Source organism: Streptomyces flaveus (assembly GCF_014647675.1).
Lineage (GTDB): Bacteria > Actinomycetota > Actinomycetes > Streptomycetales > Streptomycetaceae > Streptomyces > Streptomyces flaveus.
In genome coordinates this window covers 39452-64235 of sequence record NZ_BMPQ01000031.1, presented here as the reverse complement: position 1 = coordinate 64235, position 24784 = coordinate 39452, and the positions used below count along the sequence as shown (strand labels likewise).

The 24784-nt window shown below is 70.4% G+C and carries 21 protein-coding genes and 1 pseudogene; 9 read left to right on the top strand and 13 right to left on the bottom strand.

Features of this window, described 5'->3' with window-relative positions:
• From IEZ21_RS38160 to IEZ21_RS38145, 4 genes are all read right to left on the bottom strand, one after another.
• On the bottom strand, window positions 1–1028 hold a 1028-nt coding region (locus IEZ21_RS38160; RefSeq protein ID WP_246568576.1), incomplete at its 3' end, for a Wzz/FepE/Etk N-terminal domain-containing protein.
• The gene (locus IEZ21_RS38155) at window positions 1025–2305 is read right to left on the bottom strand and encodes a glycosyltransferase family 4 protein (protein ID WP_189326414.1); all 1281 of its coding nucleotides are present in this window, start codon (window positions 2303–2305) and stop codon (window positions 1025–1027) included. The genes IEZ21_RS38160 and IEZ21_RS38155, both read right to left, overlap by 4 nt.
• A complete protein-coding gene (locus IEZ21_RS38150; RefSeq protein WP_189326413.1) occupies window positions 2295–3611 on the bottom strand; it encodes a nucleotide sugar dehydrogenase in 1317 nt (438 codons plus the stop codon). The genes IEZ21_RS38155 and IEZ21_RS38150 overlap by 11 nt, the downstream gene beginning before the upstream one ends.
• 83 nt (window positions 3612–3694) lie before the next feature.
• Window positions 3695–5173: a sugar transferase gene (locus tag IEZ21_RS38145; protein WP_189326412.1), complete on the bottom strand. Its 1479-nt coding sequence runs from the start codon at window positions 5171–5173 to the stop codon at window positions 3695–3697.
• Window positions 5174–5891: 718 nt separating this feature from the next.
• On the opposite strand from IEZ21_RS38145, the gene IEZ21_RS38140 reads away from it, so the two are divergent.
• The 3 genes and pseudogenes from IEZ21_RS38140 to IEZ21_RS38130 all read left to right on the top strand — a co-directional run.
• Entirely contained in the window at window positions 5892–6521 is a 630-nt protein-coding gene (locus tag IEZ21_RS38140) for a proteophosphoglycan 5 (protein WP_189326411.1), read from the top strand.
• 90 nt (window positions 6522–6611) lie between these two features.
• Window positions 6612–6848: a hypothetical protein gene (locus IEZ21_RS38135; protein WP_189326448.1), complete on the top strand. Its 237-nt coding sequence runs from the start codon at window positions 6612–6614 to the stop codon at window positions 6846–6848.
• A 17-nt stretch (window positions 6849–6865) separates the two neighbouring features.
• A pseudogene (locus tag IEZ21_RS38130) lies at window positions 6866–8109 on the top strand (ATP-binding cassette domain-containing protein); the annotation flags it as partial.
• A 38-nt stretch (window positions 8110–8147) separates the two neighbouring features.
• Here the strand turns inward: IEZ21_RS38130 and IEZ21_RS38125 are convergent.
• The gene (locus tag IEZ21_RS38125) at window positions 8148–10406 is read right to left on the bottom strand and encodes a heavy metal translocating P-type ATPase (RefSeq protein WP_189326410.1); all 2259 of its coding nucleotides are present in this window, start codon (window positions 10404–10406) and stop codon (window positions 8148–8150) included.
• Window positions 10407–10443: 37 nt separating this feature from the next.
• Window positions 10444–10752, bottom strand: coding sequence for a DUF1490 family protein (locus tag IEZ21_RS38120; protein ID WP_246568571.1), 309 nt, complete (start codon window positions 10750–10752; stop codon window positions 10444–10446).
• A gap of 220 nt (window positions 10753–10972) precedes the next feature.
• Between IEZ21_RS38120 and IEZ21_RS38115 the strand changes: the two genes are divergently transcribed.
• The gene (locus IEZ21_RS38115) at window positions 10973–12397 is read left to right on the top strand and encodes an alpha/beta hydrolase (RefSeq protein ID WP_189326409.1); all 1425 of its coding nucleotides are present in this window, start codon (window positions 10973–10975) and stop codon (window positions 12395–12397) included.
• Between the two features lie 123 nt (window positions 12398–12520).
• Here the strand turns inward: IEZ21_RS38115 and IEZ21_RS38110 are convergent, their stop codons facing one another.
• The 7 genes from IEZ21_RS38110 to IEZ21_RS38080 all read right to left on the bottom strand — a co-directional run bounded on the left by IEZ21_RS38110 (window position 12521) and on the right by IEZ21_RS38080 (window position 20665).
• Window positions 12521–12916 carry a hypothetical protein gene (locus IEZ21_RS38110; protein WP_189326408.1) on the bottom strand — a complete coding sequence of 132 codons (396 nt, stop codon included), beginning with the start codon at window positions 12914–12916 and terminating at the stop codon, window positions 12521–12523.
• 2 nt (window positions 12917–12918) lie between these two features.
• Complete coding sequence (locus IEZ21_RS38105; RefSeq protein ID WP_246568569.1) at window positions 12919–14682, bottom strand: AbeC-like domain-containing protein; 1764 nt, start codon at window positions 14680–14682, stop codon at window positions 12919–12921.
• Window positions 14683–15225: 543 nt separating this feature from the next.
• A protein-coding gene (locus tag IEZ21_RS38100; protein ID WP_189326407.1) for an IS3 family transposase occupies window positions 15226–16430 on the bottom strand; the annotation gives its coding sequence in 2 pieces (ribosomal slippage) (window positions 15226–16190 and window positions 16190–16430; 1206 coding nt in all).
• 92 nt (window positions 16431–16522) lie between these two features.
• The gene (locus IEZ21_RS38095) at window positions 16523–17365 is read right to left on the bottom strand and encodes an alpha/beta fold hydrolase (RefSeq protein WP_189326406.1); all 843 of its coding nucleotides are present in this window, start codon (window positions 17363–17365) and stop codon (window positions 16523–16525) included.
• Window positions 17366–17369: 4 nt separating this feature from the next.
• Window positions 17370–17987: a dihydrofolate reductase family protein gene (locus IEZ21_RS38090; RefSeq protein ID WP_189326405.1), complete on the bottom strand. Its 618-nt coding sequence runs from the start codon at window positions 17985–17987 to the stop codon at window positions 17370–17372.
• Window positions 17988–18170: 183 nt separating this feature from the next.
• On the bottom strand, window positions 18171–18473 hold the full coding sequence (locus IEZ21_RS38085; protein ID WP_246568567.1) for a CPCC family cysteine-rich protein: 303 nt from the start codon (window positions 18471–18473) through the stop codon (window positions 18171–18173).
• The gene (locus IEZ21_RS38080) at window positions 18473–20665 is read right to left on the bottom strand and encodes a zinc ribbon domain-containing protein (protein WP_189326404.1); all 2193 of its coding nucleotides are present in this window, start codon (window positions 20663–20665) and stop codon (window positions 18473–18475) included. Before IEZ21_RS38080 ends, IEZ21_RS38085 begins: the two co-directional genes overlap by 1 nt.
• A gap of 265 nt (window positions 20666–20930) precedes the next feature.
• Here IEZ21_RS38080 and IEZ21_RS38075 point away from each other — a divergent pair, with 265 nt between their 5' ends.
• From IEZ21_RS38075 to IEZ21_RS38055, 5 genes are all read left to right on the top strand, one after another.
• Window positions 20931–21335 carry a nuclear transport factor 2 family protein gene (locus tag IEZ21_RS38075; RefSeq protein WP_189326403.1) on the top strand — a complete coding sequence of 135 codons (405 nt, stop codon included), beginning with the start codon at window positions 20931–20933 and terminating at the stop codon, window positions 21333–21335.
• A 429-nt stretch (window positions 21336–21764) separates the two neighbouring features.
• Window positions 21765–22667: a helix-turn-helix domain-containing protein gene (locus IEZ21_RS38070; protein WP_189326402.1), complete on the top strand. Its 903-nt coding sequence runs from the start codon at window positions 21765–21767 to the stop codon at window positions 22665–22667.
• On the top strand, window positions 22664–22849 hold the full coding sequence (locus IEZ21_RS38065; RefSeq protein ID WP_189326401.1) for a DUF397 domain-containing protein: 186 nt from the start codon (window positions 22664–22666) through the stop codon (window positions 22847–22849). The genes IEZ21_RS38070 and IEZ21_RS38065 overlap by 4 nt, the downstream gene beginning before the upstream one ends.
• A gap of 243 nt (window positions 22850–23092) precedes the next feature.
• Complete coding sequence (locus tag IEZ21_RS38060; protein WP_189326400.1) at window positions 23093–23788, top strand: type 1 glutamine amidotransferase domain-containing protein; 696 nt, start codon at window positions 23093–23095, stop codon at window positions 23786–23788.
• Window positions 23789–23852: 64 nt separating this feature from the next.
• The gene (locus IEZ21_RS38055) at window positions 23853–24761 is read left to right on the top strand and encodes an NAD(P)-dependent oxidoreductase (RefSeq protein ID WP_189326399.1); all 909 of its coding nucleotides are present in this window, start codon (window positions 23853–23855) and stop codon (window positions 24759–24761) included.
• Window positions 24762–24784: the final 23 nt, after the last annotated feature.

The window sequence follows — 24784 nt, the reverse complement described above, 5'->3', positions numbered from 1 at the left end:
ACGACCGCCAACAGCCGCCGGGAGGCCGGTAGTTGGTCCCGGAGGCGAGCGCACACCCGCCGGTAGCGGATCCGCCGGTCGGCCTCGTCGCCGGACCTCTGCGGGGTCGGTACGTCCCACCGGGTGTCGACGCCGAGCATCCGGCGGAGCCGGGCCCTCGGGCCACGGACTTCCGGCCGGTGCGTGCCCTGTTCACCAGGAACGTCGACGGTACCGAGGAGCGTCGAGCCCAGCGCCGCGGCGATCTCCGGTTCGGTGCGCAGTCGGCGATTCATCCGTGCGGCAGTGAGATGGCCGATGACCGCGAGCAGGAAGAACAGCAGTGCCCCGGCGACGATGAGCTGCATCCTCGTCGGCGGCGCCTCGCCGGCCGGCCGGGCCGCCGGACCCATGACGACCATGCCGGCCATGTTGGTCGCCGGGTCGGACTCGGCCAGCGTCTGCATGGCCTCCTCCAGCGAGGTGCGCAGCTTCTCCAGCGAGGTGCGGGCCTGCACGCCCTCCACGGTCTTGCCCGGATCGGCCGCTTTGGCCAGGTCGGTGATGCGCCCGTTGGTCTTCTCCACCTCCTGCCGCAGCGTCTCGAGCCCCGTAGTCGCTTCGAAGTCGGTGCCGCCGACTGCGATCCGCGCGGCGAATGTGACGAATTCCTTGGCCATCCGGTCGGCGAGCTGCTGTGCGCGCTCCGGGGTGTCGGCCGTACCCGAGATCTTGACGATGTTCCCGTCGGCGGCCTTGGCGCTCACCTGATCCCGCAGCTCGGCGCCGCTGACGCCCGGCCAGCCGAGCTTGGCGGCCGCGCGGTCGACCACCGTCGAACTGCTCGCGATATCCACCTGAGTCAGCAGCTCGCGCTCTTCCCACTGCCCCGGCAGCAGAACCGATGCCGACGTCGTGTACCGCGGCGGGAACACCACCGAGGCGCCGTAGCCGACGAGCGCGCCCACCACGGCGAGGACGGCGAGAAGCCGCCGGCGCCGACGGAGAATCCGCCCGATCGTGACCAGACGTATCGTGTCATCGCTCAACTGCGCTGCCTCTTCCCTGTGCGGACCTGGTCGCTCGCCGACACCGGAGTGCGGTCACGGCAGGCAGCGGCGTAGGCGGCGAGCAGCGACGCCTGCGAGTTCCGCCAGGAAAGCTGCCCGCTGATCCGCTCCTGGCCGATCTTGCCCATCCGGGCCCGCTTCTCCGGATCGTCAAGGAGCAGCGCGATGAGCCCCGCGAATTCGGCCTCGTCGTTGGCGGGCGCGTAGACGGCGGCGTCACCGGCGGAGACGCGCGCCTCCTTCAGGTCGAACGAGACGATCGGCCGGCCCATCGCCATGTACTCCAGGACCTTGTTCATGGTCGACACGTCGTTGAGCGGATTGCGCGGGTCGGGGGAGAGGCACACGTCCGCGGTGGACAGGTAGCGCACCAGGTCGGCGTCCGGGATGCGCCCGGTGAACTGCACCTGCTCCGAGAGCCCGAGCCGCCGGGACAGTTCCACCATCGCGTCGAAGGCGTCGCCGGAGCCGACGAACACCGCATGCCAGTCGGTCCGCCCCATCTCGTCGCGCAGCTTCGCGAGGGCCCGCAGGGCGTAGTCGACGCCGTCCTGAGGGCCCATGACGCCGAGGTAGCACAGCAGATGAGGCTTGCCGCGCTTCAACTCCGGCTCGGGCGGCACCGGTTGGAACCGGTCGATCTGGGGCGCGCTGCGCACCACGAAAACGTCCTCAGGGCGTCGGCCGCCACGGCGCATCGCGACGTCCCGGTAGCTCTCGTTCGTGGCGAGGACGACGTCCGCGGCCCGGTAGGTCCGCCGTTCCAGCGCGCACACCGCGCGGTAGAGCAGATCCTCGCCGCGGTCGAACCGGGAGAGGTACAGCTCGGGTACCAGGTCGTGCTGGTCGAAGACGAACCGCGCGCCGCCCCGCTTCAGCCACAGTGCCGGCAGGAACAGCAGGTCGGGCGGGTTGCAGGCGTGGACCACGTCGACCGGGCCGACCTTGCGGGCCAGCCGGGCCGTGTGCCACAGCGCCGATCCGTACTCCCGCAGGTAGCCGGCCGGTCCTCCGGTGGCCGCACGCAACGGGTAGCGGTGGATCCGCACCCCGTCGATCTCCGCCTCCAGCTCCGTGTCCCGTTTCTCCCCCCGGGGACAGATGACGTGCACTTCCCAGCCCGCGTCGCGCAGCGTCGTGCACTCCTGCCACACCCGCCGGTCGAACGGCACCGACAGGTTCTCCACCAGGATCAGCGCGCGCCGGTCCGGCCGGTCGCCGCCGGCTCTGTCATCGAACGATGTGTCACCAAGCAAGGCCCACGTACCCCGGTTCGGCCCGGCGCGCTTCGGCGTCGGGAAGGTGGATGAGGTCGACGATCATCGGTCCTTCGCCATGGGGCAGCGCCGACAGCACGGCCGGATCCCTGGTCCCGACCAGGCACACCTCGGCGTGCTCGAGCACCTCGTCGACGGAATCCGCGAGCAGCTGCGCGAGGTGCGGCAACCGGCTCTCGATGTACTCGCGGTTCGCGCCCATCAGCCGGGAGAGGCTCACGTTGGCGTCGTGGATCCGCAGGTCGTACCCCTTGCCGAAGAGTCTCTCCGCCAGCTCGACGAGCGGGCTCTCGCGGAGGTCGTCGGTGCCGGGTTTGAAGGACAGCCCGAACATGCCTATTCGGCGCTTGCCGGTGCGCTCGACCAGCTCCACCGCGCGCTGCAGATGCGCGGAGTTGGAGGGCAGCACGTGGGCGAGGATGGGCACCGAGATGTCCGCTCGCTGCGCCGCGTGGACCAGGCTGCGCAGGTCCTTGGGCAGGCAGGAGCCACCGAAGGCGAAGCCGGGCCGCAGGTAGGCGGGGCTGATGTTCAGCTTGCGGTCGGCCAGGAACACGTCCATCACCTGGTGCGAGTCCACCCCGAGCGCCTGGCACACCGCGCCCAGCTCGTTCGCGAAGCCGATCTTGAGGCCGTGGAACGCGTTGTCCGCGTATTTGATCGCCTCGGCCGTAGGGACCGGCACCCGGAACACTTCGCCGGGCAGGCCGTCGTACAGTGCCATCACCGTGTCGCCGCTTGCCGGGTCGAGCTCGCCGATGACGGTCTTGGGCGGGTCGAAGAAGTCCCGCACGCTCGTGCCCTCGCGCAGGAACTCCGGGTTGACCGCGACCCCGATGTCCACCCCGGCCGTGCCGCCGACGTACTTCTCCAGGATCGGTACCAGCAGGTTCAGACAGGTGCCCGGGAGCATGGTGCTGCGGAACACGACGGTGTGCCGCCCGCCCCGCTCGGCCAGCGCGGCGCCGATCTGCTCGGTGACCCGCTCCAGATACGTGGTGCACAGGCTGCCGTTGGGCTCCGACGGCGTGCCCACGCAGACCAGCGACACCTCGCTGTCCATGATCGCCTCGCGGACGTCGTCGGTGGCGCGTAATGCTCCGGTCCGTACGACCTCGGCGATGAGCTCGCCGATCCGCTCCTCGACCACCGGGGCCTTGCCGTCGTTGACCAGGTCGACCTTCACCTGGTTCACGTCCACCCCGATGACCTCGTGCCCCATGCCGGCCAGGCACGCGGCCGACACACAGCCCACGTAGCCGAGCCCGAAAACGCTGACCTTCATGACCCGTCCCTCCCCCCAGGCAGGCCCTTGCGGCCTGCGGTCCGCGCGCGGGCGGGACCGTTGAGTCGCAGCCCCCCCGCGCATCAATAGGCCCCCTGGCCATGGAGCACCGCACGCAGCGTCTTCCACAAGATCACTGCGTCCAGGGCGAGCGACCAGTCCTCCACGTACCGCAGGTCGAGGCGGACCGCCTCCTCCCACGGCAGGTCGCTGCGTCCGCTGATCTGCCACAGGCCGGTGAGCCCGGGCTTGACCAGCAGTCGCCGCCGGATGTCCGGGCCGTACGCGGCGGACTCCTCCGGCAACGGAGGTCGCGGACCGACGAGCGACATCGATCCGGTGAGCACGTTGAAAAGCTGCGGGATCTCGTCGATCGAGTACCGGCGCAGCACCGCTCCCACCCGGGTCACCCGCGGATCCCGGCGGAGCTTGAACAGCAGCCCTGCACCCTCGTTGTGGTCGGCCAGTTCGGCACGTGCCCCGTGAGCACCGGCGACCATGGTGCGGAACTTGAAAATGGTGAACTCGCGGCCGTCCTTGCCGACCCTGCGCTGGCGGTAGAGCGCCCCACCCCGACTGTCCACCGTCACGAGCAGCGCGACGAACACCATCAGCGGCGCGAACAGCATCAGCAGGATCGCTGCGGCCATCCGGTCGACGACCCCTTTGATCGCCCGGCGCCCACCGGTGAAGGCCGGCATGCTGACCCGCAGCAGCGGGATCCCGAGCACCGCGTCGACGTGCAGCCGCGGGCCGGCCACCTCCATCAGCACGGGGGCCACGACCATCTCGGCATCGCTGCCTTCGAGGTTCCAGGCCAGCCGCTGCAGCCGGTCCGGTGACCAGTGCGGGTCCGGTGTGACCGCGACGACACGGTAGCCGTCGTGGCGGACGTGCTTGGCGACGTCCTCCAGCCGGCCGACGACCGGCACTCCGTCCAGTTGGTCACCGTCGAGCCCGAGACCGTCCGTCGTGCACACCCCGTCCACCCGCCAGCCGAGGTGCGGGAACTTGCGGGTGCGGTTGATCAGGTCGCGTACGGTGGCGGGGCTCCCGGCAGCGAGCACCGGTCTCAGGCACCGTCCTTCCTTCCGCTGTCTGTGCAGCCGAAGGCGGAGCAGATACCGCGCGGTCATGGTGACGAGCGCGATCGCGGGGATCGCGACGAAGATCCAGAGTTTGATGTTGCGCGAGGTGAGGGCGATCCCGCCGAGTGCCAGTACGACGGTCGCCGTGAACAGCGAGCGTCCGAGCCGGCGGAATTCCTCGGCGCCCTGGCCGAGCACGGCCGGAGCCCACGCCCGGCTCACCGCAAGCGCTCCCAGCACCAGCAGTTCGGTGCCGAATGCGAGAATTCCCCACTTCTCGTGCCAGTTGGCCGCGTCCCGGGCCCCGAAGAAGTTGCCGATCGCAGCCACCACGAAGGCAGTGGTCACGGTATCGCTGGTGATCACGGTACGGCGGTAGCGCTGTTCCCAGTCGATCGTGGGCTGGCTGATCGCCCCATTCGGCAGACGCCCGCGCGCCGCCGGAAAAGGGCCGACTAATCCCCCCTGCCGCACAGAACCCCCCAGGTCCCCAGTGGTACGACGTGGTCGCCAAACACTGTTCCTCCCCCCGGGAGGCCCCCGCCCCCCGCGCAGTCCCTCCTCTCGGGGGCCCCGCCCCCGGCGCCGCGCTGTTCCTCCCCCGGGGGGCTCCCACCCCCCGCGCATGACATCCCGGCTACTTCAGGGCTACTTGAACAACCCGCCCTGACGGCAGTGGACTCGCATGTCCTGCCGGACTCTCGAGGCGTGCGGGAACCCGTCGAAACCTCGGGTGCTCCCCACACCCAAAGCCCCCTCCCGGGCTCCAAGAACTGGACCTAAAGATCATTATTGGTCCGCCCCGTGTCCGATCATCTGAAGCACGGTCAATCTAGACCATCGCGGCCAGTATGGAGAGAGGGTGTGTGCAATTTGTGCTCAAGCTTTGAAGGTGGATCCACCGACCGGTGACCGTCTACGGGTGTGCCTTGACGCCACCGCGCGCTCCATCAGCTCGCCCGGTCCCCGGGCGCGGCTTCTGCGCGGTAGTGATCGGCGGGCCGCAGCGAGCCTTCTGCGGCGCCCGGTCCGGCAACAACTTCCCGCTGACGCATCATGTGGAGTGCGTGGCGGTGCTGGGGCCGGTGGGGAAGGGCTCCTGAGCTGCGGTTTTGGGCGTCCGCGTCAGGTGCGGTGTGGGCGTTACGGGCGATCTCCTGACGGCGACAGATACAGAGAGGCAGCGACCGCCATGGGACTTGTGACCTTGGGCCTGCCCACACCGGGACAGTTGCGCGGCCGCTGGGCAGCGTTCGCGGCGGTCTGCGCCGCCGGGAGGCGGGGAGGCACGTGCCACGCCGACGGCTCCGTGTGGCACTTCGACGACAGCGGCGGCAACTGGCTGGATCTGCATCACCTCGGTGCGGGCCGCGCCGTCCTGGTCGGTCACGACCATGAGTATTCGCAGACGTACTACGGCGCCGCTGCCGAGTACTTCGATGAGGAAGAGACCGACCTGCTTGCCGACGCGCCGGACTGGTGGCAGCCCGTGGTGCAGCGGACCTTGGACACGGGCCTTTACGTGGGCTTCGTCTACGGCTTCGACGCCGACGGCTGGAGGCGCGCCGAGTGCGGCCTCGACGACGGGTTCCACAGCGTGGGCCTGCCCGCCCTGACCGTGGAGAGAACCCACGAGCGCATCGTCGGGTTCACCCGGACCGCCCCGAGGCTCGACGGTACGGCCGCTCCCCAGGACGCCATCGACGCGCTGATCGCCGCGGACGCCGACATCACGGAAGAACACGTGGCTGCGGTCATCGGCAAGGGCGGCCCGGACGCCGCGGCGGGCGCGGCCGCGGGCAGGAAGTTCCTGACGGCCTGATCCGAGGGCGCCGAGGCATTCCCGGCTGCGGTGATGACCCGGTCTTCGTCAGTGCCAGTCCCGGGCGTCGTACACGTACACCACCAGGGCATGGCCATCGAGGCGCGAGGCGGTGCGAGCGAGCGCCGGCAACTCGCCCCGGCGCTCGTCGACACAGGCCCGCCCGTGGAGGTACCGGTCGGTGCCTGGACGTCCCTGTTCGGCGTGCCCGTCGGTGTCGCCCTGCTCCGGTCGGGAAAGCGGAGGCCGAAGTCTCCCCGGCCGGACGGTCCTTCCGGCACCCGCCTCCCGTCCGGTGGGGCGACCGCGTCGGAGGAGGCCCGGTGAGCCGGCGTTTCGCGGCGCTCGCCGACGCGGCCCGGGGCGACGCGGCCCGGCTCCCGCTGCTCCTCGGCGGGGTGCTCGGCGTCGTCGCCGCCCGCGCGGGGCTCGGCTACTGGCAGCGGCGTACCGCCACCCGTGCAGGGGCGCGGGTCCGGGTGCGGCTGCGGGACGAACTCCTCGCCCAACTCGGGCGGTTGGGACCCGCGCATCTGACGACCGCGCGTGCAGGAGCCGTCCGCACCCCCTCGTCGACGGAGTCGAGGGCGTCGACGCCTACGTCTCCCGCTACCTGCCGCAACTCCTCATCACCCTCACCGTGCCGCCCCTGCTGCTCGCCGCCCTGGCCGCCGTGGAACCGGTCGCCCTCCTCGGCCTCGTACCCGCCCTGCTGCTCGGCCTGTTCGGGCCGCGCGCCTGGGACCGGCTCCTCGCCAAGCGCGGCAAGGAACACTGGGACATGTACGAGGGACTGGGCGCCGACTACCTCGAAGCGCTGCAGGGCATGCCCGCGCTGCGGGCCGCGGGCGCCGTGGGACGCACCCGCGAGCGGCTGGAGGAACGCTCGGCGGCGCTGCACCGGGCCACCGTCGCCAAGCTCCGTGTGTCGCTGGTCGACACCGGACTCACCGACCTGGCCATCCAGGGCGGCACCGTGGCCGCCGCGCTGCTCGCCTGCTGGTCGGCCGTCACCGGATCGACCACGCCGACCGGCACCTATCCGGTGCTGCTCCTGGCCTCCGAGTGCTTCAGGCCCGTACGCGACCTGTCCCGCGAGTGGCACGCCGGGTACCTGGGAGTGTCGGCTGCGGACGGACTCGCGGCGCTGAGCACCGCCGAACCCCAGGTCCCCGACACCGGAACGGCACGAGCGCACTGGCCGGATCCGCCCCAAGTACGTTTCGAACAGGTGGAGTTCAGCTACGACGGTGCTGAGGCACCCGCCCTTCGCGAGGTCACCTTCACCGCCGAGGCCGGGCGCACCACCGCCATCGTCGGCCCTTCCGGCGCCGGCAAGTCCACCCTGCTCGCCCTGCTCCTGCGGCACCGCGACCCGCAGCAGGGCCGGATCACCGTTGACGGCCACGACGTGGCCGCGTACGCGCTCGACTCACTGCGACAGGGCATCGCCATCGTCTCCCAGGAGACCTACCTCTTCCACGGCACCCTCGCCGAGAACCTGCGCCTCGCCGCACCCGACGCGGACGACGAACTCCTCGCCGAAACCACCCGGTTGTGCGGCGTCGACGGCGCGCTCAACCGCGTACTGACCGTCACGCCTTCCTGAAGCTCCCTGCTGGTGGGTCAGCGCACCCGCCGCTCCTCGAGCGGTGCGGCCCGCAGCCGTGCGGCGGCATCGCTCGGCAGATGGGGCTTATGGCCCACGAGCCGGGCGGAGTTGGCGACCACGGCGATGCTGCTGGTGTTGTGGAGCAGGGCGGCCAGTACGGGGTTGATGGAGCCGCCGGCGCCCGCGATGAGGCCGACGAGGTTCACGCCGATGGACAGGGTGTAGTTCTGCCGTACGACGCGCAGGGTGTGCCGGCTGAGTTCCACGACGGCGGCGACGTTGCGCAGGTCGTTTCCGGCCAGGGCGATGTCGGCGGTTTCCAGCGCGACATGGGAGGAGTGGGCGCCCATGACGATGCCGACGTCGGCGAGCGCCAGTGCGGGGGCGTCGTTGGTGCCGTCGCCGACCATCGCCACGCTGTGCCCCTCCGCCTGGAGGTCGCGGATCAGCTGGAGCTTGGCCTCGGGCAGCGCGTGGGCGTGCACCTCCGTGATGCCGAGGGTGTCGGCGACGGCCTGGGCGGTCTCGGGTGCGTCGCCGGTCAGCAGGATGATGCGGGTCACTCCAAGGTCGGTCAGCTGGCGGACGACGGTGTCGGCTCCGCCGCGTACCGCGTCGGACAGGCCGAGCATGCCGATCAGCTTCTCGTCGTGGGCGAGGCAGATGACAGTCTCGCCTCCGGCGCGCAGCCGGCTGGTCCATGCCTCGGCCACCTCGGAGAGTTCCAGGCCATGGCGGCGCAGCAGGGCGGGGCTGCCCACCAGCAGGCGGGTGCCGTCGAGTTCGGCGCGTACGCCCATGCCGAGGACGACCTCGCAGGCCTGGTGGATCGGGATGTGCAGGTGCTGTTCCTCGGTACGCCGGACGATGGCCTCGGCGAGCGGGTGCCGTGCGTGCAGCTCGCCGGAGGCGGCCAGGCTCAGTATCTGGTCGGTGGTGAACGCCTCGTCGAGCTGCACCACGCTGGTGACCAGGGGGCGGCCGAGGGTGAGGGTGCCGGTCTTGTCGAAGACCACGGCCGTGACGCGGCCGATCCCTTCCAGGTGGGTGCCGCCCTTGATGAGGGTGCCCCGGCGGGCGCCGTTGCCGATGGCCGCGCTGATCGCGGTCGGGGTGGCCAGGCCCGCGGCGCACGGGCAGGCGATCAGCAGCATGGTCATCGCCCGCCGGGCGTCCCGGGTCAGCACGTACGTGATCCCGGCGAGGGCGAACGAGACGGGCACGAAGCGGCGCGTGAAGGCGGCGGCGACGGTCTGGATCGGGGCCCGGTCTGCCTGCGCCTCCTCGACCCGGCTGATGATCCGCCCGACGACCGTGTCCTGTCCGACCGAGGTGGCCCGTACGGTCAGGGAGCCGGTGGAGACGAGGGTGCCCGCGTAGACCTCGGTGCCGGGCTGCACGTACACCGGGAGCGCCTCGCCGGTGATCGCCGCTTGGTCCACCAGCGCCTCGCCGGACTCGGTGATGCCGTCGACGGGGATGCGGTGGTGTTCGTAGACCGCGACCACGTCCCCGGTCCTGACGTCCGCGAGATCGATCTCCACCTCCACGCCGTCGCGGACCAGCCAGACGCGCTCCTCGCCGATGGAGAGGAGTTCCTCGATGGCGCGCCGGGTCCGCCGCAGGGTGATGGCCTGCAGGAACTCGCCGATGTTGAGCAGCCACAGCACCATCAGCGCGACCACGTTCTCGCGCAGGACGAGTGAGATGACGGTCGCCGTGGTCACCAGCAGATCGGTGCCCACATGGCGTCTGCCGCCGAGGGTGCGTGCGGCGCCGCGGAAGAACGGCAGCCCGGTGAAGACGGTGACCGCACCGAGGAAGCCGGCCGAGCCCGCCGGGGTCCACGGGGACCGGCCGAGCAGTCGCCGCAGTCCCAGCAGGGCGAGCACCGCACCGCCGACCACCAGCCGCGCGACCTCCCCCGTGGAGGAGTCGGGCACGGAACGGCTGGCTCTGGCGGGCACCCCCGGCGGCGGCGCCTCGGCGAGGGCGGCGACCAGCCGGTCCACGTCGACCAGGTCGGACTGGACCCAGACGATCACGGCGCCGGTCCGCGGGAAGATCCGCAGCGCCCGGAAACCCGGCAGATCGGCGAACCGCTCATCGACGAGTCCGGCGCAGCCCGGCCGCGCCCGCAGCCAGGGAACCATCAGCCGTACGCGGCCCGCGGCGGCGGACCGCACCACCACCCCGGAGCCGGGGCCGGGGCCGGAGGCCGGACCGGGAACAGCGACGTCGCCGGGTGCGGATCGCGGGCTCGTGCCGGACATGGCGACCATCTCTCAGATGCCCACTCGGTGCTCGTGCTCAGTGCTCGTGGTCGTGTTCCTCGACACCGACCGCCGAGGGCGGCGGCGCCTCCTCACCCAGCTGCTCCCTGGCCTCCGCCAGCAGGTCTCCGGCCTTCAGACGGGCCTCCTCGGCAGCCTCCCCGAGCCGCCGCCCCGTCGTGATGCCACCGGCGATTCCGCTGACCAGAAGCCTGCGGGCCGCGGGTTTCGCCTTGGGCGCGACCCTGGCGGCTCCTCGCAGAACCAGGACCCCGGCGGTTCCGGACAAGGCGTAGTGCGTGATGCGGCCCAGGGCCGCACCTGTGAGAGCGGCGGGATGCATCATGGTCTCCTTCCGCGGAGCGGGTTCGACCGTCTTCGATGCGGTATGTCCATTCTCGTCCCATGGTGGACATCGCGCATCAGCCGTATCGGTGTCGACGCCAGATTCCACAGGTAGAGCCGGAGTCCCTGGGGGCTACCCCGGCGCGAGGCCCGCCCGGGGCTCGCGAGAAGGTGGGGACCATCGGTGTCTCACCCCCCAACTTCCAAGGACACGACCGAAAATGACGAACCGTCCGACGCGCGGAAATCCATCCCGCAGGACTCTGCTCGGCGGGACCTTGCTGAGCGGCGTCGCGCTGGCCGCAGGAGCGACCGGGACCGCACAGGCTGCGTCCGCCGGAGGCCGCACCTCCCACACCGGCCGGGCAACGCTCCCCGAGCAGTACACCGCGATACCCGTCGCCCCCGGCGGTGGCCCCACCCCCACCGACCGTGTACACGTCCTCAAGATCGGTCCCCGGAACGCCGCCACCGTGCTGGTGCTGGTGCCGGGAATGTTCGGGGCCGCCAATGATTTCCGGCTCATGGCGAGAGACCTGGTCGCGGCCGTGCCCGGGATACAGGTGTGGGCATTCGACCGCAGGGAGGAGAACCTGACCGACCGGACCGGGTTCGGCCGCTCCGACCCCGCTTCCTACTACCTCGATGGCCACTACCGCTCCCAGGACCCGGCCGCTTCCGCCTTCGCCGCCAAGTGGGGACTGGCACTCACCCTCGACGACCTCCGTACGGTCGTGCTCGCCGCCCGGGCCGGCGGGAGCCGGCGCGTGGTGCTGGGCGGTCACTCCTGGGGCGCCACCAGTGCACTGGCGTACGCCGCCTGGGACTTCGCGGGGCACCCCGGGTTCCGCGATCTGGCCGGCCTCGCAGTGATCGACGGCGGGGTGCTCGGGGCATTCGACGGGACCGGTACGCCCGTGCAGGACTCGCCGGAAGAGGTCCGGCAGCGACTCGCGGCGATCGACGGCGGGGCTGTCTTCGACATGACCCTGACCGGGGTCGGGCTGGGCGGCCGGGCCGAGAGCACTCAGATCTGGTACCAGCTCGCCGGATGGTACGCCCAGCAGAATCCGGGCGCCCGCTCCGTGCTCCAGCCCCGCCTGCCGGACGCCCTGCGGCCCTCGTTCCCGGTCAGCAACGCGGCCCTGCTCGGCCTCCTCGTCGACGCCGGGTTCGGCTGGCCCAACGACATCACCGTCCACTCGGGGCACTTCGCCGAGAGCGCGGACAGCGAGGGCGTACGTGGCTGGGTGGATGCGGGGATCACGCCGATCTCGCGCGTCGCCGAGGCGTACGCCGGTCCGGTACCGGGCGTCTGGGAGTGGTACTGGCCCGCCCGGCTGTCCGTGGACCTCGACGTCGCCGACGTCTACGCCGACACCGACCTCACCCGCTCCCTGGGCCTGCGCCTGCACCACGGCACCGGGATCGACGTACCGCTCTACGCCTTCGGTACCAGCTACTCCAAGGGCACGGTCCTGGAGGCGGCCCGCAAGGTCGCGACCGACTCCAGAGTGCCGTACGGACTCTACGAATTGGACAACGGCATGAATCACCTGGACCCGCTGTTCGCCGCGCCAGCTCACAACACGGCGACGCACACACTTGCGGGGTTCCTGCACAAAGTGCTCGCCACGACCCGCTGAGGCCTGACCGCTCACACCACCGTGCCCCGCACCCGGGCCCAACTCCGATGCGGGGCACAGTCGTTCATCTGGCCCTGTCCCGCCGCGCCTGCCGAGCGGTCGACGAAGGTGGCGCTCGACAGGTCACAGGAACAGGCCGCTTATCGCTTCTCGCAGGGCTTCGGCGACAGCGAGGACATCAGCGGCGGAGCCGATGGCGGCGAGCAGACCGCCCAGGGCCACGTTCAGCATCGGCTGCTGGGGTTGCCCCGTGTTCAGCTGTCCGTCGATCAGGGTGACTGCCGCCTGGCACTGGTCGATGTCGTCGACCTCGCCCGCATGATCCCTCAGCGCCGTGCGCAGCGCGTCGAGTCGCGCCTTGGCGGCCTCGAGCTTCAGATCCCCTTCGGGGATGTCCGCGGACACCAGGTTCTGCTCCAGGTCGCCCCCCGACGCCCCGGAGATGACATGGTTGCCGCTGCCGCTCACTTCGGTGCGGTTGCTCACCGGGTCCTGCCGTTGTCCTCGTCGCAGTGCCATGCTCACCCCTTGGTGTTCGGTTTGGCCGGCGCCTTCTCCGCTCCGGTCTGAGTGCTGCCCTTGCCTGCCGAGGCCGTCATCACTGTGTTGTTGTTGCCGATGGTGATCGTCTGGTTGATGACGCTCGACAGCTGCTTGTCGAACTCGCCGAGATCAGCCCCGTGCTCGTGGAGGAACACCCGCACCCTGGCGAACATCCAGGTCTGGAGGATCGAGACATGACGCAGCACGTCCTCCCACTGGTGCATGTCCTCGACGCTCGTCCGGGAGCAGTATTCGCGCAGGCTGACGGGATTCCCTTTGTCCTCGTCGTCGACCGCCATGGTCAGCGCCCAGTCATCGGTCTTCGCCGGCCGTAGGTTGTGCCGCACCACCTGGTACGCCCGGTGGGCCAGGTCCACCGCATCACCCACCGCATGCAGCGGGACCAGCGCCAGATCACCGGCGAGTTCCCAGCCCCCACGCGCTCCGACGGCCGTCTCTTTGAGAAGAGGCGTCATGATGTGAGGTCGGGTGACGAAATGCAGGGTGCGGCCCTCGAGTGCCGCATGGGCGAAGACCGTGACTACGATGTCCCCGTCCCAGCCGACCACCTGCGCCGCGAGATAGCGGCGCGCCACCACGCCGGACGGTGCGCCTCGCGCGCCACGGACCATCTCGTCCGCTTCCGGCCATGTCGCCGCCTCAGCAGCGGGCATCTCCTTCCACCGCAACTCCGGAACGCCGAGCATCTCCGAGACATCGCAGTTGGGGAGGGAGTGGGTTTCGATGAGGACTTCGCGCAACCGCTCGAGTTCGTCCCGGACCTGGTCCATCAGCTCGTCCGCTTCGAAGTCCCTCAGCCCGTCCAGTTCGTCGTGATTCTGCTTCCGGCCGTCGTCCTCGTCGCTTCCGCCGGCTGCCTTGAGTTGAATGCGCGACGATGCCTTCTGCATGATCAAAAGGCCCGCACCGACGAACCGGTCCTGCTTCTGATACCTCTGGTAGGCGATGGACTGCCAGGTCTCCGTCACCTTGATCGTTTTGATCTTCCTGGCGGCCAGCGGAGCGGCATATGGCCTGTCGCCGATCCTCTTGCGCCCTTCCCGGACCGCGAGGACGTATCCCCAGGCCACCCACCGGTCCAGTGCGTAGACGGCGGTGACGGCCAACGCCAGCAGCAGGGCCGCCCGTTCGCCCTGCCTCACTGCCTGGCGGAGCAACGGCGCATGGGTGCCCACCAGTTGATAAACCCCGACGACCGCGAGCCCGAGCAGCCCGAACGAGACGATCGACGTGGTCCCCCACCTCAGGATCCACCGCACCTTGCCGCCCCTGAGCGCCATGTGCAGCAGCGCCACCGCGGCGATGGCCGCCGCACCGAACGGATACCGAAGGCACGTCACGGCGACCACGGCGACCAGCACGGCGGCACGCAAGCGCCACTGCCTTCGCGCCGCGACACAGTGGCTGAGTACGGGCGCGAGCTCGAACCCGTACGAGGGCACCGGCCGCTTGTCCGCGAACAGCACCTCGCGCAGGGCCCAGCGCGCCAGTTGTTCACCCGCGAACGAACCGAGCTGCGGAATGGCCCGATTCCGCCGACGAAGCACACGGTCCTGCTGGCGACCCAGGAGCGCTTTCAGCTGCTTCAGCCGGTGCGGCCGGTCATGGACGGATGCGGCGATCTGGCGCGTGGCGGCGGTATGGGGGATCGGATCGCGCTCGGCATACGTCCTGCTCCACGCCGCCGGCTTCTCGAGCGGCACCACGGGGATGAGCTCCACCGGCTTCGCATCGGAACGGGATCCCGGGCGCAGTCTTCGCCCGTTCCGCGCACTCTTCCAAGACGGCAAAGCCATGCGCTCTCCCCCACCCGACCGGCCGACGCAGGGGAGCATCTTCCAGCCAGGTGACGGCGCACACCAGACCCCAATCGCGACATTGGGTATAGGTCGGACAGCATCAGGAAATTGGCTGAAACAGAGCACTCTGTCATTCACGGCTCAGGCGATCGGGGACAAAGATCCACTTCAGTACGGACGGGCTTGCCAGGGGTCCGCCGTCCAGGACCTGGCAGCTGCTGTGGCCGCGAAGGGAGGGAGGCTGTTGCGTAGAGTTGTGACACTTTCCCGCTAAGTGTCACAACTCTGCGCAACAGCCTCCCCTTCCCCCGCAGCTCATTACGGAGCATCAGACTCCGCGTTTACGGTGCCGTCGTCGCAGTTCTTGCAGCCTTGCGTGAGCCGTGTCATCTCGCCGCGTCGGCAGGGTTGCATGTGCCGGACGAGGTACTTGTGAGGTGACCCCCGGAGTGTGGACACAGGGGTTCATGCGGCGAGTGAGAGTTTAGCTGTCCTGTGGTGCTGCTGTTCGAACTCCATCGGGGAGAGGTAGGACAGTGCACTGTGCCGGCGTCGGGCGTTGTAGTAGGTGAGCCACGCGAAAATCTCCAGCCTGGCCTGGCTCATCGTCGGGAACAGCTTCGTGTGCATCGTCTCCCTCTTCAGGCCCTGCCAGAAACTCTCGGCCAGGGCGTTGTCATAGCTCGAGCCGACCTTGCCCATGCTCCTGCGGACGCCGTACCGGTCGCAGACCTGGGCGAACGCGGTCGAGGTGTACTGCGATCCGCGGTCCGCATGGAAGATCACTCCGGTGACGTTGCCGCCGCGGGTCGCGACCGCAGCCTGGAGCGCGTCGATGACGAGTTCGGCGCGCATGTGTGGGGCCATGGACCAGCCGAGCACCCGGCGGGATCGGATGTCCAGGACGCAGGCGAGGTAGAGCCACGTAGCGCCGACCTGCACGTATGTGATGTCTCCGCACCACTTCTCGTCCAGGGCGCGGGCGGTGAAGTCCCGCTGGAGCAAGTCCGGCGCCGGTGGCGAGAGCCGGTCTGGGATCGTGGTGCGTCTCTTCCGCCGCAGGTGGCGGCCGACGATGTGGTGTTTACGCATCAGCCTGGCGACCCGCTTGCGGTTGACCGTGTGGCCGAAGCCACGCAGTTCGGCATGGATCCGCAACGCGCCGTAGTTCCCACGGTGTTCGGCATGGATCTCGCGGATCTCCTCGACCAGGGCGTCCTCCTCGGCCTGGCGGGCAGCCCGAGCTTTCGTACCGGCGATCCACCGGTAGTAGCCCGAGCGGGAGACTTCCAGTACCTGGCATATTCGCTTGATGCCGAACCTCTCGGCATGGGCGGAGATGAAGTCCCAAGCGGCGGTCTTCACTTCATCTCCCGGGCGAAATACGCCGCTGCCCGGCGCAGGATCTCCCGCTCGAGCTGCCATTCCTTCTCCGCCTTGGCCAGCCGGGCGTTCTCAGCCCGCAACCGGACCAGCTCGTCCGCGGCATCCGCCGGCACGCCGGCCGCCGCTGGACGGCCGTCGGCGTCACGCACCCAGGTCCGCAGCGTCTCGGGGTTGACGTTCAGATCGGCCGCGACGTCCCTGAACGTCCGTCTGCCGGCCGAAGCCCGCCACAACGCGATCGCGTCGGACCGGAACTCCGGACTGTACTTCGAGGGCCGTGCCATGTGGATCTACACCTTCCTGGACCATCAAGATCCATTGTCAGGCGTGTCCACACCACAGGAGTCACCTCAGACGAGGCCACGACCGGAGTCGGCTACCCGAGCGTGAGCATCGCCTCGGCGACCTCGCCGGCCGCCGCATCGGGGATCGCAGCGGCGGCCTCCTCGAGGACGAGCAGCCGCGCCCCGGGGATCTCGCGCGCGATCGCCTCGCCGTTGCCGACGGGGAAGAACCGGTCGCGGCGGCCGTGGACGACGAGCGTGGGCATCTTGATCTCGGGCAGGCGCTCGCGCCAGCGGGGTTTGCAGTCGAGCCTGGAAAACACCATGCCCATCTGGTTGGCCATCTGGACCGGGGGTGCGGTGCCGGGCGTGCGGTCCCAGATGCGCGCGGCGATCGCGCGCGCGGCGACGGGGTCGTCGCCGAGGATCTCCGCGCCGGCGGCGGCGAACTCCGCCACCGCCTCGCGGTCGGTCCAGTCGGGCATCGGATGCGCGAACAGCCGGCTCATCGTCGCCTGGTCATGGTCGGGGAGGTCGTCGTCGGGCGGGCCGGGCGCAACCGCGCGGGTGCCGGCCAGGGTGAGCGCCGAGAACGCGCCCGGATGGTCGAGCGCGGCCACCTGGGCGACCATCCCGCCGACGCCGATCCCCGCGAGGTGCGCGGGCCCGCCGCCGAGCGCGTCAGCAAGGGCCGCCGCGTCGGCGGCGAGGTCGCGCAGGGTGTAGGCGGGCGCCTCCGGGTCCGCCGTCGTCGACTCTCCGCTGTCGCGCAGGTCGTAGCGCACCACGCGGCGCCCGCCGGCGGCGAGGTGCTCGCACAGCGCGTCGGGCCAGGAGAGCATCGTGGTCCCGCCCGCGAGCAGGACGAGTGGCGCGTCGTCGTCACCGAACGACTCGATGCCCAGGGCGATCTCATTGACGTTGACGGTGGTCATCGGGTCACCTCTGGACGTCGTAGGTCAGGTGCGTCGCGGTCGATGTCGAGGTCACGCTCCGCTGCGCCAGCATGCGCGGCGCTCCGCCGGTGAACAGTGGCGTCCCGGCACCCAGCACGACGGGCGCGAGGTGCAGCGTCAGCGCGTCGACCAGCCCGGCGTCGAGCGCCGAGCCGATCGTGGCGCCGCCGCCCATGAGGACGACGTCGAGGTCCTTGCCGCTGTCCGACGACGCCGCCTCGGCGCGCTCGCGCGCGGCGGTGACGGCGTCGGGCAGACCGGTGGTGACGAACGTCCAGTCCAGGTCGGTGAGCCGCACCGACTCCGGCGGCGAGCTCGTCACGACGACGAACGCGGGCTTGCCGACCTCGCCGGCGCCGTAGCCGGTCTTGTCGTCCCAGCCGTTCGGCCCGTCGACCACGTCGAAGAGGTGGCGGCCGAGGACGACGGCGCCCGAGTGGGCGGTCGCCTCGCGCAGGACCCGGCGGTCGTCGGGGTCGTCGGAGAATGCCCAGGTGTGCAGGGCTTCACCGCCGGTGCCCAGACCGTTGTCCGGGCCGGGGTCGGGCCCGGTGACGAAGCCGTCGAGGGAGACCGAGATGTCAGCGATGATTCGAGTCATGCCAGGGCAGACTCGGTCCGCTGCCCGAACTCATCGCTCACGCATGAAGCGTGTGCCGGAAGTGAAGTGGACGCGGGCCGTCCTTCTGGCGTAGTCGTCACGGAAACGCAGTCACAACCCTCCAGTTGGCCATTCTGAGTGTCCTGGTCGGCCAAGGAGGCCAACCGCGGTGAGCTGCCCGGCTCAGCCCTCCGGTGGGAGAGGAGTTGGGGTTGTCGGGTGCGCGTTGCGTCGCCAGAAAGTGGGGCGCCACCAGTACAGGGCCGCTGGGTCATCGGGCCACTCGCCACTACTGGCCGGCTCTTCGAAGGAGTCCCGAGACGGGTCGATCGGACGCCACCCGGGATCCAGCGGCTCGTCGTGAGCCGGAGGCCGCACGTTCTTCAGGAAGCGCTCCTCCATGGCGCCGAAGCGCCGATAGTTCCGTTGCGCGTCCACCAAGCACACTGCATTGGCTCCAAAACTCCACGGCCACCGCAGCTGCACTAGATCGTCCTCCCAGTTGCACACGAAGCAGATCTCATAGCGTCTCGGGAACTCTGTGTGTGCCTGAGTAACTCAGGCTTTTCGGGCGCGGCGTGGCCGTGTGCCGCCATGGTGGGGTCCGAACCTCGGGGTGAGGGGGTGGACCTCGGTGGCGTGCACGTGGTGGAAGCCGGTCCGCCCGGCGGCGCTGCTGCGCCGCCGACAGGTTCCGCGGGAGAGCCGCCCCAGCCACGCCGGAGGAGGCTCCGGCCGGTTGTCAGGGGCGGGTATTCCATGACCTGGCACCGGCCCGAGTGCTGCTGGTGTCTGGGTGTCATGCCCCGCCGGACGCTGGACCGCCCCGGTGGGGGTGGTGGCGGGGGCCGTACGCACGTCGGGCATACGGCGGGAAGTCTGCGACCGGCGGTTCGGGGAGGGCCGGGCCGGAGTGGGCCGGGATTTGCCGGGGTGGCCTTCGGCCCGGCCGACTGGGGCGATGCGGCCCCTTGTTGGCGGACGCGGCGCAGCCGGCGGGTGGTCTTCCTCGGCCGGCGCACGCAGGTGACGGTGCCCTCCACGGTGGTGCGGATGGTCCGGGCGCCGGTGGCCCGCTCGGTGGCGGTGTGGGCCTGGGCAAGCAGGCCGCGGGAGACGATCCGGCGGGCGGCGGCCTGGTCGCGGTCCAGCGACAAGTGGCAGCCGGGGCAGTGCGCCCAGGCCCAGCCACGCTCGGAAAGCCGGTCCGGGGCCGGGTGGTGGCCCAGCGGGCCCAGGCAGCCGGGACAGCGGGCGGAGGTGCCCCGCGCGGGAACGGTGACCACCGCGATGCCCGCCTTGGCGGCCAGGTGCCGGACTGCCTCGACGACACTGCCGCGGACCTGCCCGGACAGCCTCGCGTTGCCTTGGCGTTTGCCGCGGGCCTCCAGGGTAGCCAGGTCCTCCAGGTAGATGACGCTGGCGCCGAGCGCGAGGGTCTGGTCGACGGCCCAGCGGGCCGCCGACCAAGCCAGTGCCTGGTTCAGACGGCGGATGCGGGCACACACCCGCTCATGCTCGACCTCCAGCACCGCAGCCTTGCTCAGAAGTTCGTCCCAGGCCAGGTGCGGGGCACCGAGTCCGTCCGCCAGCGCCCGGTAGTGGTCGCGTCGGGCGGCGAGGTGTTCGCGGTGGCCGCGCAGCCGGTGCAGTTTCGCGCTGATGGCGGTGGCGTCGAAGAGCAGCGGGCGGCCGTCGGTGACCACCCGCGCCGCCTTGGCTTGTCCGGTCAGTCGGCCGACCGTGCCGGTGAGCAGGGTGTTGATGCCCCAGTCGAAGCCGACCGCCACGGTGTGCCCGGCGGCCGGGACGGCGGAGAGTGGCCGGGAGTGCGGCAGGTCCACGGCGATCCGCCCGCCTGCGGTGGGGCGCAGGGTCGGGGTGTGCAGCACCGCCTCCGGGCCGACGGTGGCGGGCAGCCGCAGGTCGAGCACGTGCCAGGCCCAGTCCCGGCCCGAGGCGGGGGCCGGGCACAGCGGGAGCTTCACCCGCAGCCGGGCCAGCCCCGCGTCCATCCGCTGCAGGGTGACCTGCTGGCGGTCCATCGCGGCCAGCAGCACCTGCCCGGCGATCTCGGGCGGCTCCTCCAGCTCATACAAACCGGCGGGCAGCTTCCCGTGCTCGGCCAGATACGCGCGCACCTGCCGGGTGCGGTTGCGGATCTCCGCCCCGCTGACCCCGGGCGGCAGCAGCGCCCGCAGCGCGGCCCACTCCGCCCCGGTACGCCGGTGGGGGTCGGCGGGCCAGGTGGCCAGCACGGCCGCCAGCAGGGTGCGCCGGTGCAGGGCCAGGCGCAGGGTGCGCGCCGCGTACTCCTCCGCCGCCCGGCGCACCCGGTCCGAGACGTACGCCCCCGCGGCCGGTGCGGCGGCCTTGGCCCAGCCCAGGCGGCGCAGCGCCATCCACCCCTTGGACGGCAGCTTCTCACCGTGCTCGTCGACCCCGGCGGCCAGCACCTCCAGCGAGGCCTCGTCCCACCGGGAAGCCACCAAAGCGGAGGTCAGCTCCCGGCTCAACTCGGCGAGAAACCCCACCCGCTCGTACAGCACCGCTTGGCCGACCCGCTCGCCGCTGCCCTCCACCACGCCACCGAAGGCGGTACACGGCGCCGTCGCCATCAACCGGCCCACACCCGCCACCCCCTGCCGCACCGCCTCGAACAGCCCCGGACCGGGCACATCCCTGCACCCGATCGGCCTAACGAGCGACCCCCGCACAAAGACACGCACCCGGCCGACACCGCCCGAATCGCACAGGAAAACTCAGCAAAACCGCCAACTGTTCAGGACCCTACGAGACGTCCCGATCAAGCAGGTCGACGGTGATATGCAGGGGCGATGCGGCGCGTAGGTGTCCGTGACGTTCCGGTCTCCGTTGCCAGTCTCGTGACTGACACAATCAGGGAGATCCGCATCGCTCTTGAGCTCCGGTGAGAGGACTGTCATGACACTTTCAGCCGAGGATCGATGCGCCATCGCCGAGCTGATCTCGATGCACGGTCACCTGTTCGACGGCGGAGAGTTGGACAGGCTCGACGAGTTGTTCACCGCCGATGTCGTCTACGACGTCACAGACTTCGGACAGGAGCCGTTGACGGGAGTGGCGGCCGTTCGAGAGGCCGCCCTCGCGTTGGGCGAGTCGAATCCTGTTGGCCATCACGTCACGAACATCGTCCTCACTGAGATTGTTGACGGCCAGGTGCACGCTCGTTCCAAGGGAATCGGCATCAACGCAGACGGCACGACCGGAAGCGTGACCTACGAAGACACCATCACGCGTGGTGACCAGGGTTGGCGCATCAGCTATCGCAAGGTCCTCGCGCGACGGGCGCCTCTGGGCGGCAAGTAAAGCTGTTCTTTATCCGGGTGCCGCGTCTGTAACCGCGCAGCCAGCCAGTCGCCATCGACGGTGATACCGCAGCAGCCTGACCATGGGCTGGGCCGGTGGGCGCTGGCGGGGCGGCCGGGAAGGCCGGCTCGACCTCCAGGTGCTCGGTGGGCAGCCGGACGGCGCGCTGGAACCAGCGGCCTCATTTGGTGTCGCTGAGTGGGTGGCGCTGAAGCGCTGGGTGAACACACGTACGGTGACGGGGTGTTGACGGGTGGCCGGTCGTGTCATGCGCCCAATGCGGCGGTCCGGAGGGGCACTTCACCAGGTCCGGCCCGCGTACGCTGCGCGAGCGTACGCGATTACGGACTGGACGGTATTCGTGACGTCCCGTAACCATGGGCGGGTTGAGTGTGTGCGGCGGGGTGGGTGCGCGGGAGGTGGCCAAGGGTGACCGATGACACGGTCGGTACGGATGTCGGCGGAGCGGACGCGGACGGTACGTCGGCGGAGGCGACGGTCGGAGTCCCGGCCACCTTCCGGAGTGAGCCGGAGTCCTCGGACAGTCTGCGGACGTTCGGTGCGGTGCTCCAGGCCCTGCGTGAGCATGCGGGGCTGAGCAGGCAGGAGTTCGCTGAGCTGGTGCGGTTCTCCAAGCACACGGTGGCGTCGGTGGAGTTGGGGCGTCGGATGCCGGACCCGGCGCTCGTGGAACGGTCGGAGGAGGCGACGGGCAACACCGGGGCGCTGCGGAAGTCGGTACGGCATCTGGCGCGGCAGCCGGGGTTGGCGGCTTGGTTCCGGACGTGGGCTCGCCTGGAGGCGACGGCGATCACTCTGTATACGTACGAGTGCCGCATGATCCCAGGGTTGCTTCAGACGGAGGCGTACGCGCGGGCAATGTCCGCCGACCAGTTGCCGCCGTTGGACGACGCGCAAATCGAGGAACGGTGGGCTGCCCGGACGGAGCGACAGCGGCTACTGACGGAGCGGCCGAACACCACCTTCGGCTTCATTCTGGAAGAGCAGCTGTTTGTACGGCGGACAGGCGGCGCGGAGGTCACGCGGGAACTCATCGACCACGTACTGGAGATCGGCCAGCTGCGGAACGTCGAGATCCAGATCATGCCTCTGGTGCAGGAGTCACACGCTGGGCTACACGGCCCCGTGCAACTGCTGGAAACCCCCGAGAACAAGTGGTTCGCCTACACCGAGGCCCCGGAGAGCGGCCAGTTGATCTCGGACTCGAAAGTGGTCAGCGTGCTTCAGAGGCGGTATGCCAGGATGCGTTCACAGGCTCTTACCATCCAGGACTCCATGAGCCTGTTGCAGCGGATGCGAGGAGACCTATGAGCACGTCCGACCTGGCCTGGTTCAAGAGCAGCTACAGCAGCAGCGCTTCCGGCGACTGCGTAGAGGTCGCCACCTGCCCCGACTCGGTCCACGTCCGCGACTCCAAGGACAAGCAGGGCCCGCAACTCGCCCTCTCTCCCGCCACCTGGACCGACTTCGTCTCGTACGCCACCCAGACCTGACCGTTCACAACACCGTGCCCCGCACCCGGCCCCAACTCCGGTGCGGGGCACAGTCGTTCACTTGGCGCCAGGCCGCCTCGGAACAGGGCGGCCAGCGCGCTCCAGCGGTCCCCGGCTGCGGTGGGTCTCGGCGCCGGGTCGTTGGGCGAGGCAGTAGCGTCGTGGATGTCGTCAGGGCGCCACTCGGTGGTGGAGCCCAGCAGGAGCGGCGACCATGCAGCCAGGACTACCCAGGGAGTACACATGGCGAAGATCCTTTTCGTGATGACCGGCGCCGACCAGTGGACGCTGGCCGACGGCAGCACGCATCCCACCGGTTTCTGGGCCGAGGAGGCCACCGTCCCCTACGAGACGTTCAAGGCGGCCGGCCACGAGATCACCGTGGCCACGCCCGGCGGTGTCGTCCCGCCCGTCGACCTCGCCAGCCTGAGCCCCGAGGCCAACGGGGGCGCGGAGAACGCCGCGAAGGTCCGGGGCGTGGTGGAGGGCGCCGTCGAGTTCCACAGTCCTCTCGTGCTGGCCGATGTACGCCTCGACGACTTCGACGCGGTGTACGTCCCCGGCGGTCACGGTCCGATGGAGGACCTGGCGGTCGACGCAGACTCCGGCCGCCTCCTCGCCCGGGCGGTGGAGCGCGGACTGCCCGTCGGCGTCGTGTGCCACGGCCCGGCCGCCTTGCTCGCGGCCGTCAAGGCGGACGGCACCAACGCCTACGCCGGTTACCGCATCACCGCCTTCACCAACACCGAGGAGCGGCTGGCCGGCAACGCCGAGGGTGCCAAGTGGCTGCTCCAGGACCGGCTGACCGAGGCCGGCATAAAGGTGGAGACCGGCGAGCCGTGGGCGCCGCACGTCGAGGTCGACCGCAACGTCGTCACCGGCCAGAACCCTGCCTCCTCCGGCCCGCTCGCGGCCGAACTGCTCAAGAAGCTCGGCTGAATCCCGGCTGAATCCCGACACGGGGGCAAGACCAACGCACCGCACGGACAGGGAAGTTGACGTCATGACCGAGAAGCTCACCGTGAGCGTCCTGGGCGCCGGCATCATGGGCGCCGCGATGGCCCGTAACCTCGCCAAGGCCGGGCACACCGTCCGCGTCTGGAACCGCACCCGCGCCAAGGCCGAGCCCCTCGCGGCCGACGGGGTGCATGTCGCCGGTACTCCCGCCGAGGCGGTGACCGGCGCCGATGTCGTCCTGACCATGCTGTACGACGGTCCGGCCGCCCTGGAGGTCATGCGCGAGGCCGCGCCCGCACTGCGCCCCGGCACGGCCTGGGTGCAGTCCACCACTGCCGGGATCGAGGGCGTCGGCGAGCTGGCCGGCTTCGCCCGCGCACACGAGCTGGTCTTCTACGACGCGCCCGTGCTGGGCACCCGGCAGCCCGCCGAGGCCGGCCAACTGCTGGTCCTGGCGGCGGGCCCGGTCGAGGGCCGGGAGACGGTGGCTCCCGTGTTCGACGCGGTCGGCGCCCGTACGGTGTGGACCGGCGAGGACGGCGCGGCCGGCAGCGCGACCCGGCTGAAGCTTGTCGCCAACAGCTGGGTGCTGGCGGCCACCGCGGCGACCGGTGAGGTTCTGGCACTGTCCAAGGCGCTGGGTGTGGACCCGCAGAGCTTCTTCGACGCGATCGCCGGTGGCCCGCTCGACATGGGCTACCTGCGAGCCAAGGCCGGACTCATCCTGGACGACCGGCTTTCTCCGGCCCAGTTCGCGGTGGCCACCGCCGCCAAGGACGCCCGTCTGATCGTCGAGGCGGGCGAGCAGCACGGCGTACGCCTCGACGTGGCCGCCGCGAGCGCCGCCCGCATGCAGCGCGCCGTCGCCCAGGGCCACGGCGACGAGGACATGGCCGCCGCGTACTTCGCCAGCTTCGACCCCGACTTCGCCCCCGACGAGGACGCGTCCGCCTGAGCCGCGCACGACGGACGGGACGA